Source organism: Devosia nitrariae, from assembly GCF_030160115.1.
GTDB lineage: Bacteria > Pseudomonadota > Alphaproteobacteria > Rhizobiales > Devosiaceae > Devosia > Devosia nitrariae.
Genome location: NZ_BSNS01000034.1, coordinates 12,872 through 29,752 on the forward strand (window position 1 = coordinate 12,872; position 16,881 = coordinate 29,752).

Below are 16,881 nucleotides of genomic sequence, written 5' to 3' on the forward strand. Positions count from 1 at the left end.
GTTCGGTCGGTGGGATCCGATCAGCCGGCGTCGACTACCTCGCTACGGCCAAAGGGCGGATGCGGCGCCAGCCCCCGTTCGGCGGTGGACATGGCATTCAGGCTGAACTGGAACCTCTGCCGGCCGAAGGCCGTCCAGTCGATCGTTTCGCTGAGCTTGAGCAGGCCCCAGGCCTTGGCGGCCTTCGGCGGATGCGGCCAGCTTTCTGACAGCGATTGGAGCGTCACATGCGGAATGGCGTCAACGATGGTCAGACTATTCCAATGCACGTGTCCGGACACGCAGATCATGGGCATGCGGGCTTCGCGCAGAGCGGCCTGAATCGGCTCGAGTTCAGGGTAGATCGAGATGCCGTAGTTGGCGTGGAAGTAATAATTGCTGCGCTGCGACTGCCCCGACAGGGGAACGTGCGACACGACGAGCGTAGGCTTTACTGCCTGCCGTACGTGATCGGCAAGCCAATCGAGGTCCCCGTCGGCGAGGCGGAAGGTGTCGCCCTCGGGTAGCCGGTGGATGCGCGTGTCCGCCCGCCATACCAGCACCTGCCAGGAGCCGAGGTCCACAACTTCATGGCCCATTGACTGGTCGAGGATCGCTTCATTCTCCGCAACGCTGAGGAAATCGCGGTCGTGATTGCCGCAGAGGTGCCGGATCGGCACCCGTATAGACGCAAACGCAGCGGCGACCTCGTGCTCCAGCATCAGGTCCGTATCGTGGCTGCGGTCGGCGATGCGGTCGCCGAGATCGATCACCAGATCAGGCTGTTCGGCCGCCACGAACTCGGCGAATTGCGCAAAAAGCTGCAGCGCCTGCGAACTCTTCTTGGTCAGGACATCCTCGCCGTGGTGGATATCGGCAATGAAGGCGATGCGGGGCACGGGCTTGCGTCCTCCTGAAGGCGGCATGCGGGCGTGAGTAGCCCGGCGCGGCCGGCGCGACAAGTGCGAGGTCGCCGTATTGTGCGTCGTTGCACCCCGATCCGCAGGATGCTCAAGCCTAATGCATGCGATCCAGGAAGCGATCCGTTCGATAATTCACGGAACACCTGGGCGATTGGCCTTGGCTTTCGGTGAAAATGTCGCAATAACAAGGAGTTGCAAGTGACCCAACCGATTCGGGGCGCAGCAGGCGCACTGCGTTTTTCTCGAGGAGCCGCAGATGATCAGGACTTCAGGAAAGCAGACCCTGCGTTGGGCTGCCGTCGCCGGTGCGATCGCGGTTTCGGCCGGCGCGGCTCAAGGGCAATCGGGGGTGCCGCTGCTGCGCGTCTATATTGACCAGCCTTATTTCTACGATGTCCTCGCCGAGGGCGTGAGAGAGGAGGGTGAAACCGCCTATGCGCTTGATGTCGTCCTCGAGGGCAAAGAGGTCGGCCGCTCCGAGGTTGTCTACGACTGCGCAAGCGGCGACTATGAGGAAACCGAGATCGATGCGTGGACCGGTGGGGCCAAGGATTTCCTGCCCGCCGCACTCCTGAGCTTTGCGCAGCGCTACTGCTGAGCCTGTTGCCGACGCACAACAGGGGGCGGCAAGCCGAAGACCGTCACATAAACCGGCCACAATTTACCCTGACAAGCGTAGGTGTGCTGAAGCATGGCCCCGGCCGGCGTGCGGACCGCCGGAGCGTTGCCCAGCACCGAGAATTTACCTTTACGCTACCAATTGAAGTGTTTCCTCTCCGGTGTCCCATGGGCTAAGGACGGGCGAACGCAACCGCATCAGGGCTCTTCATATGGATTTTCGCATCTCTCCCGACGACCGCGTAGGCGGGCAGCAGAACCAGCGTGCCGCAAAGAGCGCGCCGGGGCGCAAGGGAGAGCGTGTGGAACCGACGCTGGGCGCGGGGGTGGGCCAGTTCGTTGATGACGAGCGTTCAGGCGGCGTTCCGGGTAAACCGCAAAAGCCTTCCCGACCGCAAAAGCGCGGGCGCGCCAAGCCGGCCAAGGCTGCCAAGCCGAGGAGGAAGCGGCGGGGCGCTGGCGGTTTCATCGTCGGCCTCTTCTACTGGGCGTTCGTTGCCTGCCTCTGGGGCGGAATCGCCGCCATGGGAATCGTGGTCTATTACGGCATGCAGCTGCCCTCGTCCGATACTTGGGCGGTGCCGGACCGGCCGCCCAATATCCGCGTAGTGGCCGCCGACGGACGGCTGATCTCCAATCGCGGCAAGACCGGCGGTGAAGCCATCGGCTACAGCGAGCTGCCCTGGTACGTGCCGGCGGCCTTCATCTCGGCCGAAGACCGGCGCTTCATGCACCACTTCGGTGTCGACCCCCTCGGCCTGGCGGCTGTCCTCATCGAAAGCGTCCAGGCGCGCGGCGTCACCCGCGGGGCCTCGACCATCACCCAGCAGGTGGCCAAGAACCTGTTCCTCTCGCCCGACCAGACGCTCGGGCGCAAGGTGCAGGAGGCGGTGCTCGCCGTCTGGCTCGAGCAGAACTACACCAAGCAGGAAATCCTCGAGCTCTATATGAACCGCGTCTATTTCGGCGCGGGCGCGACCGGCATCGAGGCGGCGGCGCAGACCTATTTCGGCGTTTCGGCGCGCAATCTCTCGCTCGGCCAGGCGGCAATGCTTGCCGGCATCCTGCCCGCGCCCTCGGCCTACAACCCCAAGAACGACCAGCAGCAGGCCATCCAGCGACAGCGCCTGACGCTCAACGCCATGGTGCGTGACGGCTTCATCACCCGCGAAGAGGCCGACGCGGCGGCCGTCGATCCGGACAAGTCGATTCCGACGCGGATTGCCGGCGCCGAATACTATGTGGCCGACTGGGTCGAGAGCCTGATGAACGCCTATCTTGGCGAGGTGCACGAGGACGTGGTCGTCCACACCACCATCGATTGGGATCTGCAGAAGCAGGCCGAGTTCATCGTCAAGGAGTTCGTTGCCGAGGAAGGTCCCAAACGCGGCTTCACCCAGGGCGCGCTGGTCTCCATGGATACGACCGGCACCATCAGGGCGCTGGTCGGCGGCGTCGACTATACGCAAAGCCAATACAACCGCGCCGTCACCTCCCGCCGCCAGCCCGGTTCTGCCTTCAAGCCGTTCGTCTATGTGGCGGCCATGGAAAAAGGCTACACTCCCGAGACGGTCGCCGAGGACGCACGCTTCGACTACAATGGGTGGAGCCCGCGCAACTCGACCAACAAATACGTCGGTCTCGTCACACTGCGGCAGGGTCTTGCCTATTCGCTCAACACCGTTGCCGGGCGGCTGGCCATCGACGTGACGCCGCAGGCGGTGATCGATGTTGCCAACCGCCTCGGCATCTCGGCACAACTGCCCGCGGTACCCTCTATCGCGCTCGGCACCGCCGAGGTTTCGCTGCTCGAGCTGACGGCGGCCTATGCGCCTTTTGCCAATGGCGGCATCGGCGTCATCCCGAACGTCATCACGCGCATCGAGACCAAGGACGGCGAGGTGCTCTATGAAGCGTCCGACGCTGGCCCGGGACGCGTGCTCGCGCCCGAGGTCGTGGCCGAAATGAACGACATGCTGAAGACCGCGGTGGAAGTGGGCACCGGGCGCGGCGCCAATCTCGGCGGCTGGCCGTTCGCCGGCAAGACCGGCACCAGCCAGGAAGCCAAGGACGCACTGTTCGTCGGCTATACCGCCAAGATGGTCACCGGCGTCTGGCTCGGCAATGACGACAATGAGGGCACTCGCCTCTCGGGCGGCAACGTGCCGGTCGCCATCTGGTCGGAATTCATGACCAAGGCGCATGCGGGCATGGAGGTCGCGGACATACCGGGGTACGATTCGGCCAACTCGACTCTCGTTGCCCAGCAGATCATCGATCCTGCGACCGGCCAGCCGGCGATCGATCCGATGACGGGCCAGCCCATGGTGCAGTTCGTCGATCCGATGACCGGCCAGCCCGTGCCCATGCAGGTTGATCCGGCAACAGGGCAGATGATCCCGCAGGCCGCGCAGATCGACCCGGCAACGGGCCAGGTCCTGCAGGCGCAGGCGCCGACGGGCCAGCAGATCGATCCGGTTACCGGCTATCCGATCCAGCAGACCCAGCCGGGCGTGCCGCAGGTCGATCCGATGACCGGCCAGCAGATCGATCCCAACCAGCAGTTCACCCCGCTGCAATGGGAACCCAATGCCCCCCAGCCGACCCCGCAGCAGAGCGAAGGCTCGCAGCGCACCCTGATGGACCTGATCTTCGGGAACTGAGCGGCCGTTACGGCATTCCAATCCCTCCCGATACACTGGCCAGCGGCCGGGATGGGGAGGGTGCTCAGTTCAGGGTGTCGGCCGATGACTGGATCCGTCGATCCGCAGACCCGCATTGCGATCGTCTTTTTGCTGCAGGCGATTACCGCCGGCGCGCTCTTTACCCGAGTTCCCGACATTCAGGCGGGGCTGGCCCTGAGCGAGGCCGCGCTGGGGGTTGCGCTCATCGGCCAGCCGGTCGGCAATCTCGCGACGCTCTTTGTCGCCAGCGCCGTGCTTGAGCATGCCGGTACGCGCCGTATCATGCTGTTCGGCCTGCCGATGCTGGCGATCTGTGCGGGTCTTGCGGCCGTCGCACCGAACAGCATTGCGCTTTTCGCCGTCTTCCTCGTCTACGGCAGCGCCTTCGCCCTCACCAATCTTGCCATGAACGTCGAGGCCGACAGGAGCGAGGCCGCTGTCGGCCGACGTTTCATGAACCGCTGCCATGGCGTTGCCAGCGCTGGTCTACTCCTCACCAGTCTTTTCGGCGCGGTCCTGCGCGGTGCTGGCGTTGCGCCCAGCGAGCATCTCGTTCTTATGACGGTGCCGATCGGTGTCGGCGCCCTCGCCCTCATCCTCCCGCTGCAGCCGGCTCCGCCCCGCCTTCACGACGGCACCCGACCACGCCGCTTCATCGCCATACCGACCATGATGACCCTCCTGCTCGTCGGCTTCGTGCTCTCGGGTGTGCTGCTCGAGGGCGGCGCACGTGCCTGGTCGATCATCTATATGCGCGACAGCTTCACTGCGCCCGATTGGCTCGATTCGCTGGCGCTGTCCGCCTTCCTCGCCACCATGGCCGTCGGGAGGCTGCTTGCCGACGGCTGGACCGAGCGCTACGGGCCGCCCACCGTAGCGCGGGCCCTGATGGCGCTTGCCTGCCTGGGCCTGCTGATCGTGGTCCTGGCGCCGGTGCCGATCGCCGCGCTCTTCGGCTTCGCCCTGATCGGGCTCGGTACGTCCGTGATCTATCCGCTGACCCTCTCGGCCGCGGCCCGCCTCAAGGACCGACCTTCCTCGGAGAATGTCGCGGCGGTCACCATGGCCAGCTCGATGATCGTGCTTGCCGCGCCGGCAGTGCTCGGGTCCATCGCGACGCACTACGGCATCCGCATGACGTTCGCCGTCCTCGTTCCTGCAACGATGCTGTCGTTCGCGCTGGCCTTCGTTCTGTCACCGAAACGGGATTAACAGCCTATTCCCCGTAGGCCTGCGCTTCGCCGCCGGATTTCACTGTGGGCGGAGGCGCAGCCTCCAAGCCTGAAAGCGTCTCCTGCAGTTCGCGCATGATGGCGAGCTTTTGGCTGTCGGAGGCCGTCTGCAGACGCTGGCTGAGGCGCAGTGTGAAGTCGGCGAAGGCGTTGTGCCAGTCCGATTCCAGCTGGGCGACGTCGACCCGCGGCCGTTCGGGCCTGACGATCGCCGCAATGCCTTCGGCCTGGAGTTCGAACATGTCGTCGAGCATGGGCAGCACCACCTGGTCGCCGCCGACGCCCTCGGCGACGAGCGCTTCGCGCAGGGCTGCGCGCTCCTCGTCCTCGCCATGGGTGAGGAAAATGGCGCCGTGGGCCGGCAGGCGCTCCCGGATCCAGGCCATCAGCTCGGAATGGTCGGCATGGGCCGAATAGTTGCCCATGGAGCGGATGGCGGCCCTGACCGGCACCTCATGGCCATGGATGCGCACGTCCCTGGCGCCCGAGAGCAGGATCTGCCCGAGCGTTCCCGGCGCCTGATACCCGACGAAGAGGACCGTGGCGTTGGCGCGCACGAGATTGGCGCGCAGGTGATGCTTGATGCGGCCGGCATCGGCCATGCCCGAGGCCGAAATGATGATCGCTCCGCCGCGGATGGAGTTGATCGCCTTGCTCTCCTCGACCGACTCGACGATGCGGAAGCGCGGATCGTTGAAGAGCTCGTCGGCGGTCAGCTCGGTGTCCTCGAACATTTCCGAATGTTCGCGGTAGACGCCGGTGACTTTGCTGGCGAGCGGAGAATCGAGGAAGACGAGCTGCGGGTCGATCTCGCCGGCCTTGATGAGCGTGCCGATGTCGTGCAGGAGCTCCTGGCTGCGCTCGACGGCAAAGGCGGGGATGACCAGATTGCCACCGCGCGAGAGGGCCGTGGCGATCTCAGTCTTCAGGGCCGCGCGGCGTTGCTCGAGCGAATAGTCGTCGCGGTCGCGCCCGCCATAGGTCGATTCGCAAAGGATGTAATCGAAACCGGCCGGTCCTTCCGGCTCGTTGTAGAAGACCTTCTCGTCCGGCCCGATATCGCCCGAAAACATCAGGCGAACGGATTTGCCGTTGCCGTCGCTGACCTCGACCTCGATGGAGGCCGAGCCGATGATATGGCCGGCGTTCCAGTAGCGGGCCCTGACCCCCGGCCCCGGTTCGACCCACTCGCCGTAATCGACCACCTTGCAGTGCTTCAAGGCCTCGGTCGCGTCCTCCATGGCATAGAGTGGCTCGGCCGGAGCGTCGCCCTTGCGGGCACGCTTCTTGGTCTCGCGCTCGGCCTCGCTCTCCTGGATGCCGGCGCTGTCGGGCAGGAGATATTCGAGGAGCCCGGCGGTGGGTTCGGTCATCCACATCGGCCCGCGCCAGCCCTCGCGGTAGAGCTTGGGCAAGAGCCCGGCGTGGTCGATATGGGCATGGGTCAAAAGCAGGAAGTCGATGGCCTTGGGATCGAAGGGCGTCGGCTTGAGATTGAGATCGCGCACCGTCTTGTTGCCCTGGAAGAGCCCGCAATCGACAAGAAACTGTCCACCCGGATGGACGACCCGATAGCATGAGCCGGTGACCGTGCCCGCGGCGCCGTGGAAATAAAGGGTGACGGTCATCGGCGGCTCCTGTCGTGGCGGGTCGGTGAGCAATAAAGCCTAGTCTTGTCAATCTGTTGAACGCAAGCGGCCGCAGCATCTGCCTGGGGCCGACGTGCTTGGGTGTGTTGGGATTCAGGTCGGGCCGAGGCGAAAATGGCCGTTTTCGAGAACCGGCGCGCAGCGTACCTTGCGGTACGAGAGCACCGGAAGCGCAGGAAACGGGTATCTGCAGACCGGCATCACCTGAATATCGACACCATCTTAGCGCGGGGCGCGCTTGGCGAGGATACGCTGCAGGGTGCGCCGGTGCATATTGAGGCGGCGGGCGGTTTCCGACACGTTCCGGTCGCAGAGCTCGTAGACGCGCTGGATGTGCTCCCAGCGTACCCGGTCGGCCGACATGGGGTTCTCGGGCGGCTCGGGCTTGTCCTCGCCGGTGGCGAGGAGCGCATTGATGACGTCGTCGGCATCGGCGGGCTTGGAGAGATAGTCTATTGCGCCGATCTTTACCGCGGTCACGGCCGTCGCGATATTGCCGTAGCCGGTCAACACCACCGCCCTGGCATCCGGGCGCTTCTGGTGGAGCGCCGAGACCACGTCGAGTCCGTTACCGTCCTCGAGCCTCAAGTCCACCACGGCGTAGGCGGGTGGTTTCTCGGCAACAGCAGCAAGGCCGGCGGCGACGCTGCCGGCGGTGCGCACATCGAACCCGCGGCGGGCCATCGCCCGCTCGAGACGCCCGAGAAACGCCGCATCGTCATCGACAAGCAGCAGGCTCGGGTCGGTTTCCAGGAGATCATCGACTGTACTCATGGCTCTCAGATAAGGCTTAACGCGCGCAAAAGCAAAGCCTTGGCAGTCGTTCACTGGTTCGCCAACGCGGCGCGGGGCCAGACGATCCGCACCTGTGCGTGGCCGCTCGGCGCGATATTGGTAAAGGAGAGCCTGGCGCCGGTGCGCTCGAGCAGGGTCTTGGCAATGAAGATCCCAAGGCCAAGACCGCCCGGCTGCTCGGCGCCGGCGATCTGGGCCTCGCGGGCGCGGGTGGTGAGATAGGGCTCGCCCAGCCGCGCGATCACCTCGAGCGGAAAGCCCGGACCGTCGTCGGTGATGGTCACGGTAATCTCCTCGCCATCCCAGCTGGTGTCGATATTGACCGTCTCGCGGGCGAACTCGGCGGCGTTCTCGATGAGATTGCCGAGCCCGTAGAGCAGGCCGACATTGCGCCGGAAGACCGGCGGCGGGCCGGCGGCCGCCTCGTGATAGAAGAGGATCGCCTTGCCGCGCCCCTCGTGGGGTCGGGCGACTTCGGCGAGGAGATCGGTCAGCGGCACTTCGGCAAACGGGTCGCCGCCGTCGGAGCCCAGATTGCGCAGCTTGCCGAGGATCGCCCGGCAGCGCGCCGCCTGGGCGATGATGAGTTCGACATCCTCGGCCAGCATACTGCCTGGCTCGACCTCGGCGCGCATCTCCTTGGCGGCGAGCGCTATGGTCGAGAGCGGTGTTCCGAGCTCGTGGGCGGCGGCCGCCGCCATACCGTCGAGCGCCGAGAGCTGCTCGCGTCGCGAGAGGGCCAGTTCCGTGGCTGCCAGCGCATCGGCAATCTGGCGGGCATCGCGCGACACGCGCATGGTGTAGGCCGAAATGAACACTACCCCACAGATGATCGAGACCCATATGCCGATGACATAGACGCGGTTGAAGACGATGCGCTCTGCCGGGTCCCAGGGCAGCGGCAGGTGAAAGACAGAAATCGCCGAGGCGATGACGATGGCCAGAGCGGCAATGACAAACGTCACCCGCCGCGGCAGCGAAGTCGCCGAGACAGCAACCGGCGCCAGCAGCAGCAGGGCGAAGGGATTCTGCAGGCCGCCGGTCAGCGCCAGGAGCCCGCCAAGCTGCAGGCAGTCGTAGGCGATCTGGGTTGCGGCAAAGCGCGGCGACGGGCGGTTGGCCGCCCCGAGCCGCACCACCAGCCCGACATTGACCAGCGCCGACAAGGCAATGAGGATGAGGCAGGGCAGGAGCGGCAGCGGGTATCCAAGCCCGAAGGCGACGAACAGCACGCCGATAAGCTGCCCGGTGATGGCGATCCAGCGGATGCGCACCAGCGTATCGAGGCGCAGCGGCCGCCAGACCCGAGGCACGGCAAAAGTGGTCGGCGAAGTCGCGCTCATGGCTGCGTCCGGCCGGCAAAATCGCCCGAACGGCCCGCCGTATGGGCATTGGCCCGGAGCTTTTCAAGAGCAAAAATCGACAGGCACATGCTTGATCCTACCCGGCAGGCGCCCAAATCAAAGGCGTTCGTGACTGGGAGACAAACACCATGAGCACAGCAATTATCAAACCACAATGGTCGCCCATCACCATCGGCCTGATGGTCCTGGGTTTCATCGTCTTCTGGCCCCTGGGGCTGGCGATGCTCGCCTACATCCTCTGGGGCGAGAAGTTCGGCGGCTCGGCCGAGAAGGCGCAGGCCTACTGGAACCAGGGCAAGTCCTGGTGCACGTCGGCCAAGACCCACCACCGCCACGGCGCCATGCGCTCGAGCGGGAACGCCGCTTTCGACGACTACCGCGCGGAGCAGCTGAAGCGCCTCGAAGAGGAGCGCCGCCGGCTCGACGAAGAGATCGAGGCGTTCCACGAGTACATGGAAAACCTGCGCAAGGCCAAGGACCGCGAGGAATTCGACCGGTTCATGCAAGATCGCCGCGGCAACCGCCAGGGATATTACGGGGAAGATCCCAACAATGGCGGCAGCAATTGGGGCCAGAACGGCTGACCCCTCCCCTCCCGGCTCTCCCTGACCGGGGTTTCCTGAAACTGGCGCCCTTTCGAGGGCGCCATTTTTCGTTTGCGCCAGCCGCGAATCGCGGCTTGATACGGCCCATGGCTCTGCTCTTTGCCCGCCCCATTCCCACCGAAACGGTGATCGAGATCGATGGCCGGCCCTTACGCGTTGCGGTGCGCACCCATGCGCGGGCGCGCAACTATCGCCTGTCGATCCCGCATACGGGTCAACCGGTGCTGACGCTTCCGCCCAACGGGAAATGGAGGGAAGCGGAGGCGTTCCTTGCCAGGCACCGCAACTGGCTGGCCGCCCGCCTTGGGCGGAGTGCCCGGCCGGTGGCCTTTGCCGAAGGATCGCTGGTCCCGGTGCGCGGCGTGCCGCACAGGATCGTTGCCACGGGCCGGTTGCGCGGGCATGTCGAGCCGGCCGAGGAAAACGGCGAGGCAGTCCTGCTGGTGCCGGGCGAGGCGGCGCACCATCCGCGCCGCATCACCGACTGGATGAAGAGCGAGGCCCTTTCCGACCTCACCCGGCAAACCGGCTTCCATGCGGCGCGACTCGGGGTGAACGTGCGGTCCATCAAGCTCAGGAGCCAATCGACGCGATGGGGTTCGTGCTCGTCGACGGGCAATCTCAACTACAATTGGCGGCTGATCGGTGCGCCCGGTCATGTGCTCGACTATGTCGCTGCCCATGAAGTCGCCCATCTTGTCGAGATGAACCACTCGCCGGCCTTCTGGGCGACGGTCAAGCGCACCCTGCCCGACATGGAGCACGGCAAGGCCTGGCTCAAGGCGCACGGACGCGAGCTTATGACGCTCGGCGCCTGAATTCCGATTGCTGGGCCTATTTGGGGCCCGGATCCATCAAGGTATGAATGCGATCCGCACCGAGCCGCACGAGCTTCAGCATCAAGGCCTTGCGCCGAGCAGGTGCCAGCGGTGTTTCCGCGCTTTCGCGCAGCACCGCCCCGTCATGCCCGTCAGCCACGATCAGCCCCTCCTCGGCCGGAAAGATATCCGGATCGAGCTCGGGGGGCTTGGCAAAGAAGAAGCGGTCACAGAAATCCTTGTAGTTGGGCCATTTGCGATCGACCTGGAAGTCGACGAGGCTCGACTTGATCTCAACGATCCAGATCTCGCCCTTGGGCCCGACGCCCAGAACGTCCGCGCGCCGGCCATTGGCCAGAGGCACTTCGGCAAAGCAGCACATGTCGTAGGTCTGCCGCAACAGACGCATGACGCCGCGCTGGACCCGCAGGGCGGTCTGCGATTGCCTGAGGTCGGCGATGGGCGGCAGATCGGACACGGCATTATCCAAGCGGCGTTGCGGGCTCCGGCGCGGTTCCGGCCGGCGGCTCCGGGGCCTTGCGCGTCGAAAGGGCGCGCGTCGCGATAAGCCCCAGAACGATCACCGGCAGACAGATGAGGTAAGAATTGCGGATTCCGGAGTACTCGGCAACGAAGCCGAGAAGGGGCGGTGCGAGAAAGAAGACGACAAAGGTCACCTGCCCGAGCGCGGCGACATTGACCGATGCAGGCCGATCGGTGCGTTGGGCGGCGGCCGAGACGGCGAGCGGATAGACGGCCGAGCAGCCGATGCCCATCAATGAGAAGCCCACCAGTGCAAAGACGGCCTGAGGCGCGAAGCCGACTGCAAGCACGCCGAGGGCGGCGAGGCCAAGGAGCGAGACGGCGACGCTGCGCGGTCCGAAGCGCTCGACCACCGGATCGATGAGCAGGCGCGCCAGCGCCATGAAGAAGGCAAAGAGGGTGAGACTGAGGCCACCGATGAACGGTTCGACGGCAAATACGTCACGCATGTAGATCGCCGACCAGTCGATGCCAGCCCCTTCGATGAGGAAGGCGGCGATGCCGATAAGGCAAAGCGGCAGCAGACCGAGACTGGGAAAGGCGAATAGCCCGGCCTTGCCCTGATGCGCGTCGATACGGGCGGGGGCGTTGCGCATGCCGGAAATCATCACCAGGGCGATAACGATGACGACGGCGAGAATGATGCCGGTATGCAGTTGCATGGAAATTCCGGCCTGACGGACGGTCGCGCCGATGAGCGCGGTGACGAAGAAGCCGAGGCTCCAGAAGCCATGGGCACGATTCATGATGCGCTTGCCGAGCTGCGCTTCCGTCCGGTCGGCCTCGACATTGAGGTTGATCTCTAACGCGCCGCCAAGGAGCCCGGCAACGAACAGCGCCGCAAACACCGCCTCGGGGCTATCGAGCCAGGGGATCAGCGCGTAGATCGCCGAGGTGCCGAGGACGGTTGTGAAGGCGGTGACGCGCGCGCCGAGCCGCACGATCAGCGGGCTCGCCAGGGTCAGCGAGATCAACGATCCGATCGACATGCCGATGATGGTCAACCCCAACCGGCTCTCGCTGACACCCAAGGCCTCCTGCAGGTCCGGCAGGCGCGACAGCAGCGCGCCGAGCGAAAGCGCAAAGAGGAGAAAGCAGGCGTAGATACGGTGCTGCGGGCCGATCACTTCAGTCCACCTCGTGCCTGATGGGCTTGTGGCCGAGCGCGCCGGCGGCAAGGAAGCTGAGGACAACGAGCGGCAGCCCGACGCCGAACGAGAAGCGGATGCCGAAGGATTCGGCGATGAGCCCAAGGAGCGGCGGCCCGAGCAGGAAGGCGACGAACGATATCTGGGCGAGGGCTGCGACATTGATCGAGGCGGGCCGATCGGTGCGCTGGGCAGCGGCCGACATGGCAAGCGGAAAGATCGCACTGGTGCCGATGCCCATGAGGGCGAAGCCGAAAAGCGCCATGGGCGCGTTGGTGGCGAAGAACACCAGGAGCGCACCGAGCCCGAGCACAGATAGAAGCGTGCGGGCCACCGCCACGGGGCTGTAGCGCTCGACGAACCCGTCGGCAAAGAACCGCGCGAGCGCTTGGGCGCCGGCGCCGAGCGCCACGGCGAAACCGGCCAGGAACGGCTCGACGGCAAAGACGTCGCGCATATAGATGGCCGACCAGTCGCCGCCGGCTCCCTCCAGAATCATCGCCGAGAGCGTCACTGCGACCAGCACGAGGATCGCCAGGCTCGGCCGGGCGAAGAGCGGTGCCGTGTCGGTGCTCCCGCCGGTGCGATGCGCTGCCGGACTGAACTTGCCGAGGAAAAGGATGGTGGCAACGGTCACGACCGGCACGACACCCAGCAGGTGCACCTGCGCCGAGACCCCGAGCTGAGCAACGAGCGCCCCCACGAGCCCGGCCGCGAAAAACCCGAAGCTCCAGAAGGCATGCGCACGGTTCATGATGCGCCGGCCAATGGCGTGCTCAGTGCGGTCGGCCTCGAGGTTGACGATGATCTCGATGGCGCCAATGGCAAGGCCCACGGGCAGCAGGAGGGAAAAGAAGGCGACGGGCCCGGACGCCGTGACAGCCAGCCAGTAGAGGACCGCCAGGACCGGCAGCAGCACCAGGATGGTGCGTCGTGGTCCGAAGCGCTCGATAACGGGCGTCGCAAAGGTCAGGGAGATCAGCGTGCCGACCGCCGAGCCGATGAGGGCGAGGCCCAACGCCCCCTCGCCGACCCCCATGCCATGCTGGATGTCGGGCAGGCGCGGAAACAGGTTTCCCATGCAGAAGGCGTAGATGAAGAAGGCCGCATAGACCCGGAACTGGGGCGGCAGATCGAGGCCCAATTTCATGATTGAATCGACTCAAACTCGCAAGACCGGCGCGGAGGCTAGAGCAAATCGAGGGCCGGGGGAAGAACGTTGCAATAGATCAGTGGCGGGAATGAAATCGATTTAAACGGCAAAAACGGCCGAATCAGGGGATGCGCTTCTCACCCATGAACAGCGCGGTGCTGTCGCGCATCAGCGCCACGATGCGGTCGGCGACCAGCCGCACCTCGCGGGTATGGCGTTCCTCGTGATGGGTGACGAGCCACTGCTCGGTGGTCAGCTCGGTGATGAGCGGTGCCACCCGGACGAGGCGCGGGTCGCTGTCGGCGGCAAAGCAGGGGAAGATGCCAAGGCCTGCGCCGGAGGCGACGAGCTCGCGCACGCTCATCGCATCATTGCCGCGCACGCCGATGCGGTCGCCGTGATGCGCCTGCAGCCAGCGGGCCGAGGGCGTGTCGGCCGCCTCTCCGGAGGCGCCGACAAAGAGGCCGGCCGCAATGCCATTGATCAACTGCCGGCCGGAATAGAGGCCGTAAGCAACCTTGCCGATCTGCCTGCCGGCCAGCCACTGCTCACCGGGCCGGGCGTTGCGGACGCCGATATCGGCGTTGCGCCGGCCGATATCGACCTTATGGTTGGCGGTGACGAACTCGATACCGATCCCCTCGCCCGCCCGCCACAGCTGGCCGATATTGTGGGCGAGGAATTGCGAGGTCCAGGCGCCGGCCGAGATGCGCACGACCCGCTCACCGAGGGCGCCTTCCTTCCAACGGGTCAGCGAAAGCATGGCTGCTTCCACGTCTTCGGCGCGCTTCAGCAGCTCCTCACCGGCCTGGGTCAGGCGATAGCCGGTCTGCGAGCGGGTAAAAAGCGGCTCTCCGATCTGACGCTCGAGCGCCGTCACGCGCCGCCCGAGGGTGGCTGCGCTGACCTTCGTCGTCTTGGTGGCCGCGCTCAGCCCGCCGAGGCGCGCAACGTCGAGGAACAGCCGCAGGTCATCCCAGCTCAGGTCCATTTTTCATTTCTGCAACAGCCATTGCGATCTTGTCTGTAGATCGGAAGCCCGTCTTTCCGCAAGTATGTCGATCAGCGACAGGGAGTTCCCGCCGCCTTTCCAGCCGGATCGCCAATGATGCAAAGCCACCTTGCGTGGTCTGAATCCGGCTCGCCTTTCAAGAAGGAGAGGATCATGTTCGACACGCTGACCCGCCGGCTCATTGCATGGCGGAAGGAACAGACTGCCATCCGCAGGCTCATGCTGATGGACGACCATCTGCTCCACGACATGGGCACCAGCCGCGACGAGATACGCGACTTCGTGCGCAGCCGGCGCGGCTGCTGATTTCAAAAACCGGGGGAGACGACCATGTCCGCAGCGACCACCATGGAAATCTGGAACGGCCGAACCGTGCCGCGCATCGGCATTGGCACCTGGGCGGCCGGAGGCGGCGTCATCTGGGCGGGATCGAATGAGGCGACCGTCTATGGCGACGTCGACGACGAGCGCTCCAAGAGCGCGATTACGCTCGCCTACGACCTCGGCTGCCGCGTCTTCGATACCGCCGCGGCCTATGGGGCAGGCAACGCCGAGTTGCTGCTCGGCGAAGCCCTTGCCGGCAAGGACGATGCGGTCATCATCAGCAAATGCGGCTACTATGGCGATCCGACAACGCGCCGGATGGCCCCGGAAGACGCTTCGCCGGCCGGCATCCGCCATTGTGTCGAGCAATCACGCAAGCGCCTCAAGCGCGACCGCATCGACCTGATGCTGCTCCACATCAACGAATACCCGATCGACAAGGCCGGAGCCGCGTTCGACACGCTCGGCCACTTGCGCAACGAGGGCAAGATCGGTGCGTTCGGCTGGTCGACGGACCATCCGGAGCGTCTGGCGGCGTTCGTTGGCCGGAGAGGCTTCGTTGCCGTCGAGAACGACTACAACATCTTCGACCGCGCCGACGAGGTCATGGCCATCGCCGAGCGCGAAAAGCTCGTCTCGCTCAGCCGCCTGCCGCTCGCCATGGGCTTGTTGACCGGCAAGTACAGCGGCGGACGCAAGGTTGGAGCCGACGACGTGCGGGCGACCGAGCAGCCGTGGATGAAGTTCTTCAAGGGGGGCGCCGCCAATCCGGACTTCACCCGCAGGCTCGAGGCGGTGCGCGACCTGCTGACGACCGGCGGGCGGACCCTGGCTCAGGGCGCACTCGGTTGGATCCTCGCCAAGTCGCCGGCGGCGTTGCCGCTGCCGGGATTCACCCGTCCCGATCAGGTGCGCGACAATCTGGGCGCGCTCGAGAAGGGCCCGCTGCCGGCCGCCGTCATGGCCGAAATCGACGCCGTGCTGATGCCGGCGTCCGCGCACGCCAATCCTTGAGGAGGAACAGATGACAACGCTTACACGACAGCTCGGCCGCTCCGGCCTTCCCGTCAGCCCCGTCGGCCTCGGCTGCTGGGCCATCGGCGGTCCCTTCATCATGGACGGCCGGCAGGACGGCTGGGGTGACGTCGACGACGACCAATCCGTTCGCGCCATCCACCTGGCCCTGGAGCTCGGTACCAACCTTCTCGACACGGCCGACGCCTACGGCACCGGCCATAGTGAAGAGGTGATCGGGCGAGCGCTCGCTGGCCGTCGTGGCGACGCGGTTATCGCCACCAAGTTCGGCTTCACCCATGACCGGAAAACGAGAACGCTGCTCGGTATCGACGTCAGCCCCGACCATGTGCGTGCAGCCTGCGCCGCGTCGCTCGAACGGCTGGGGACGGACTACATCGACCTCTATCAGATCCATCCCGGCGAACTGGACGACGACGACGCGGCCGATGCAGCGGGCGAGGCCCTGGAAGGACTGGCTCGCTCTGGTGCGATCCGTTTCTGGGGCTGGAGCACCGACAACGTCACCGCAGCGCGTCGCATGCTCAAGTTCCCGCATTTCGTTGCAGTGCAGCAGGAACTGAGCGTCTTCCGCGACGGTCCTGAGATGCTGGCGCTCTGCGAGGTGGAAAACCTCGCCAGCCTCAACCGCGCGCCGCTGGCCATGGGGCTTCTCACCGGCAAGTTCACGCCGCAGAGCCGCCTCGGCGCAGACGACGTGCGCGGCGCCGGCCATAGCTGGGTGCGCTTCTTTGCCGATGGCAGACCCCATCCTGACTATCTCGCCCGCATTGAGGCATTGCGCCAGCTGCTGACAAGCGGCGGCCGCACACTCGCCCAGGGAGCGCTCGGCTGGATCCTTGCCCGCTCACCCACGACCCTGCCCATTCCGGGGTTCAAGAGCGAGGCTCAGATTCGCGACAATCTCGGCGCCATCGAGAAAGGTCCGCTGCCTGCCGCGGTGATGGCCGAGATCGACGCCGTCATGGCCACGAACACCGAAGACGCCTGAGCCAGGCT

Annotated in this window: 16 protein-coding genes; 8 read left to right on the plus strand and 8 right to left on the minus strand. The window is 65.5% G+C overall.

What is annotated here, in order from left to right; translation table 11 throughout:
* Window positions 1–20 precede the first annotated feature (20 nt).
* Window positions 21–878 carry a metallophosphoesterase family protein gene (locus tag QQK18_RS26860; RefSeq protein WP_284343499.1) on the minus strand — a complete coding sequence of 286 codons (858 nt, stop codon included), beginning with the start codon at window positions 876–878 and terminating at the stop codon, window positions 21–23.
* Window positions 879–1,158: 280 nt separating this feature from the next.
* On the opposite strand from QQK18_RS26860, the gene QQK18_RS26865 reads away from it, so the two are divergent.
* The 3 genes from QQK18_RS26865 (at window position 1,159) to QQK18_RS26875 (ending at window position 5,416) form a co-directional block, all read left to right on the plus strand.
* On the plus strand, window positions 1,159–1,500 hold the full coding sequence (locus tag QQK18_RS26865; protein WP_284343500.1) for a hypothetical protein: 342 nt from the start codon (window positions 1,159–1,161) through the stop codon (window positions 1,498–1,500).
* A 232-nt stretch (window positions 1,501–1,732) separates the two neighbouring features.
* Window positions 1,733–4,183 (plus strand): transglycosylase domain-containing protein, encoded by a 2,451-nt coding sequence (locus tag QQK18_RS26870; RefSeq protein WP_284343501.1) that lies wholly within the window; start codon window positions 1,733–1,735, stop codon window positions 4,181–4,183.
* Between the two features lie 84 nt (window positions 4,184–4,267).
* The gene (locus QQK18_RS26875; RefSeq protein WP_284343502.1) at window positions 4,268–5,416 is read left to right on the plus strand and encodes an MFS transporter; all 1,149 of its coding nucleotides are present in this window, start codon (window positions 4,268–4,270) and stop codon (window positions 5,414–5,416) included.
* Window positions 5,417–5,420: 4 nt separating this feature from the next.
* On the opposite strand, the gene QQK18_RS26880 is transcribed toward QQK18_RS26875, so the two are convergent.
* The 3 genes from QQK18_RS26880 to QQK18_RS26890 form a co-directional block, all read right to left on the minus strand.
* Window positions 5,421–7,064, minus strand: coding sequence for an MBL fold metallo-hydrolase RNA specificity domain-containing protein (locus QQK18_RS26880; protein ID WP_284343503.1), 1,644 nt, complete (start codon window positions 7,062–7,064; stop codon window positions 5,421–5,423).
* Between the two features lie 243 nt (window positions 7,065–7,307).
* A complete protein-coding gene (locus QQK18_RS26885; protein ID WP_284343504.1) occupies window positions 7,308–7,859 on the minus strand; it encodes an ActR/PrrA/RegA family redox response regulator transcription factor in 552 nt (183 codons plus the stop codon).
* A 50-nt stretch (window positions 7,860–7,909) separates the two neighbouring features.
* Window positions 7,910–9,223: an ActS/PrrB/RegB family redox-sensitive histidine kinase gene (locus tag QQK18_RS26890; protein WP_284343505.1), complete on the minus strand. Its 1,314-nt coding sequence runs from the start codon at window positions 9,221–9,223 to the stop codon at window positions 7,910–7,912.
* A 149-nt stretch (window positions 9,224–9,372) separates the two neighbouring features.
* On the opposite strand from QQK18_RS26890, the gene QQK18_RS26895 reads away from it, so the two are divergent.
* Both QQK18_RS26895 and QQK18_RS26900 read left to right on the plus strand, forming a co-directional pair.
* Window positions 9,373–9,828, plus strand: a complete 456-nt coding sequence (locus QQK18_RS26895; protein WP_284343506.1) for a DUF2852 domain-containing protein — start codon at window positions 9,373–9,375, stop codon at window positions 9,826–9,828.
* Window positions 9,829–9,935: 107 nt separating this feature from the next.
* Entirely contained in the window at window positions 9,936–10,667 is a 732-nt protein-coding gene (locus QQK18_RS26900; protein WP_284343507.1) for a M48 family metallopeptidase, read from the plus strand.
* Between the two features lie 16 nt (window positions 10,668–10,683).
* Here the strand turns inward: QQK18_RS26900 and QQK18_RS26905 are convergent, their stop codons facing one another.
* The 4 genes from QQK18_RS26905 to QQK18_RS26920 all read right to left on the minus strand — a co-directional run bounded on the left by QQK18_RS26905 (window position 10,684) and on the right by QQK18_RS26920 (window position 14,502).
* On the minus strand, window positions 10,684–11,145 hold the full coding sequence (locus QQK18_RS26905) for an MmcB family DNA repair protein (protein ID WP_284343508.1): 462 nt from the start codon (window positions 11,143–11,145) through the stop codon (window positions 10,684–10,686).
* A gap of 4 nt (window positions 11,146–11,149) precedes the next feature.
* Window positions 11,150–12,337: an MFS transporter gene (locus QQK18_RS26910; protein WP_284343509.1), complete on the minus strand. Its 1,188-nt coding sequence runs from the start codon at window positions 12,335–12,337 to the stop codon at window positions 11,150–11,152.
* Between the two features lies 1 nt (window position 12,338).
* A complete protein-coding gene (locus tag QQK18_RS26915; RefSeq protein WP_284343510.1) occupies window positions 12,339–13,508 on the minus strand; it encodes an MFS transporter in 1,170 nt (389 codons plus the stop codon).
* Window positions 13,509–13,632: 124 nt separating this feature from the next.
* Window positions 13,633–14,502, minus strand: coding sequence for a LysR family transcriptional regulator (locus QQK18_RS26920; RefSeq protein WP_284343511.1), 870 nt, complete (start codon window positions 14,500–14,502; stop codon window positions 13,633–13,635).
* A gap of 174 nt (window positions 14,503–14,676) precedes the next feature.
* Between QQK18_RS26920 and QQK18_RS26925 the strand changes: the two genes are divergently transcribed.
* From QQK18_RS26925 to QQK18_RS26935, 3 genes are read left to right on the plus strand one after another with little or no spacing between them, the layout of a single operon-like run.
* Complete coding sequence (locus tag QQK18_RS26925; RefSeq protein WP_284343512.1) at window positions 14,677–14,829, plus strand: YjiS-like domain-containing protein; 153 nt, start codon at window positions 14,677–14,679, stop codon at window positions 14,827–14,829.
* A 24-nt stretch (window positions 14,830–14,853) separates the two neighbouring features.
* Window positions 14,854–15,861 carry an aldo/keto reductase gene (locus QQK18_RS26930; RefSeq protein ID WP_284343513.1) on the plus strand — a complete coding sequence of 336 codons (1,008 nt, stop codon included), beginning with the start codon at window positions 14,854–14,856 and terminating at the stop codon, window positions 15,859–15,861.
* A 10-nt stretch (window positions 15,862–15,871) separates the two neighbouring features.
* Window positions 15,872–16,873 carry an aldo/keto reductase gene (locus tag QQK18_RS26935; RefSeq protein WP_284343514.1) on the plus strand — a complete coding sequence of 334 codons (1,002 nt, stop codon included), beginning with the start codon at window positions 15,872–15,874 and terminating at the stop codon, window positions 16,871–16,873.
* The last annotated feature ends 8 nt before the right edge of the window (window positions 16,874–16,881 follow it).

Bases quoted from the DNA above. Each gene is read 5' to 3' on its own strand.
- QQK18_RS26930 (WP_284343513.1), top strand. From the start codon at position 14,854: ATGTCCGCAGCGACCACCATGGAAATCTGGAACGGCCGAACCGTGCCG.
- QQK18_RS26900 (WP_284343507.1), top strand. From the start codon at position 9,936: ATGGCTCTGCTCTTTGCCCGCCCCATTCCCACCGAAACGGTGATCGAG.
- QQK18_RS26935 (WP_284343514.1), top strand. From the start codon at position 15,872: ATGACAACGCTTACACGACAGCTCGGCCGCTCCGGCCTTCCCGTCAGC.
- QQK18_RS26865 (WP_284343500.1), top strand. From the start codon at position 1,159: ATGATCAGGACTTCAGGAAAGCAGACCCTGCGTTGGGCTGCCGTCGCC.
- QQK18_RS26925 (WP_284343512.1), top strand. From the start codon at position 14,677: ATGTTCGACACGCTGACCCGCCGGCTCATTGCATGGCGGAAGGAACAG.
- QQK18_RS26895 (WP_284343506.1), top strand. From the start codon at position 9,373: ATGAGCACAGCAATTATCAAACCACAATGGTCGCCCATCACCATCGGC.
- QQK18_RS26915 (WP_284343510.1), bottom strand. From the start codon at position 13,508: ATGAAATTGGGCCTCGATCTGCCGCCCCAGTTCCGGGTCTATGCGGCC.
- QQK18_RS26880 (WP_284343503.1), bottom strand. From the start codon at position 7,064: ATGACCGTCACCCTTTATTTCCACGGCGCCGCGGGCACGGTCACCGGC.
- QQK18_RS26870 (WP_284343501.1), top strand. From the start codon at position 1,733: ATGGATTTTCGCATCTCTCCCGACGACCGCGTAGGCGGGCAGCAGAAC.
- QQK18_RS26890 (WP_284343505.1), bottom strand. From the start codon at position 9,223: ATGAGCGCGACTTCGCCGACCACTTTTGCCGTGCCTCGGGTCTGGCGG.
- QQK18_RS26885 (WP_284343504.1), bottom strand. From the start codon at position 7,859: ATGAGTACAGTCGATGATCTCCTGGAAACCGACCCGAGCCTGCTGCTT.
- QQK18_RS26875 (WP_284343502.1), top strand. From the start codon at position 4,268: ATGACTGGATCCGTCGATCCGCAGACCCGCATTGCGATCGTCTTTTTG.
- QQK18_RS26920 (WP_284343511.1), bottom strand. From the start codon at position 14,502: ATGGACCTGAGCTGGGATGACCTGCGGCTGTTCCTCGACGTTGCGCGC.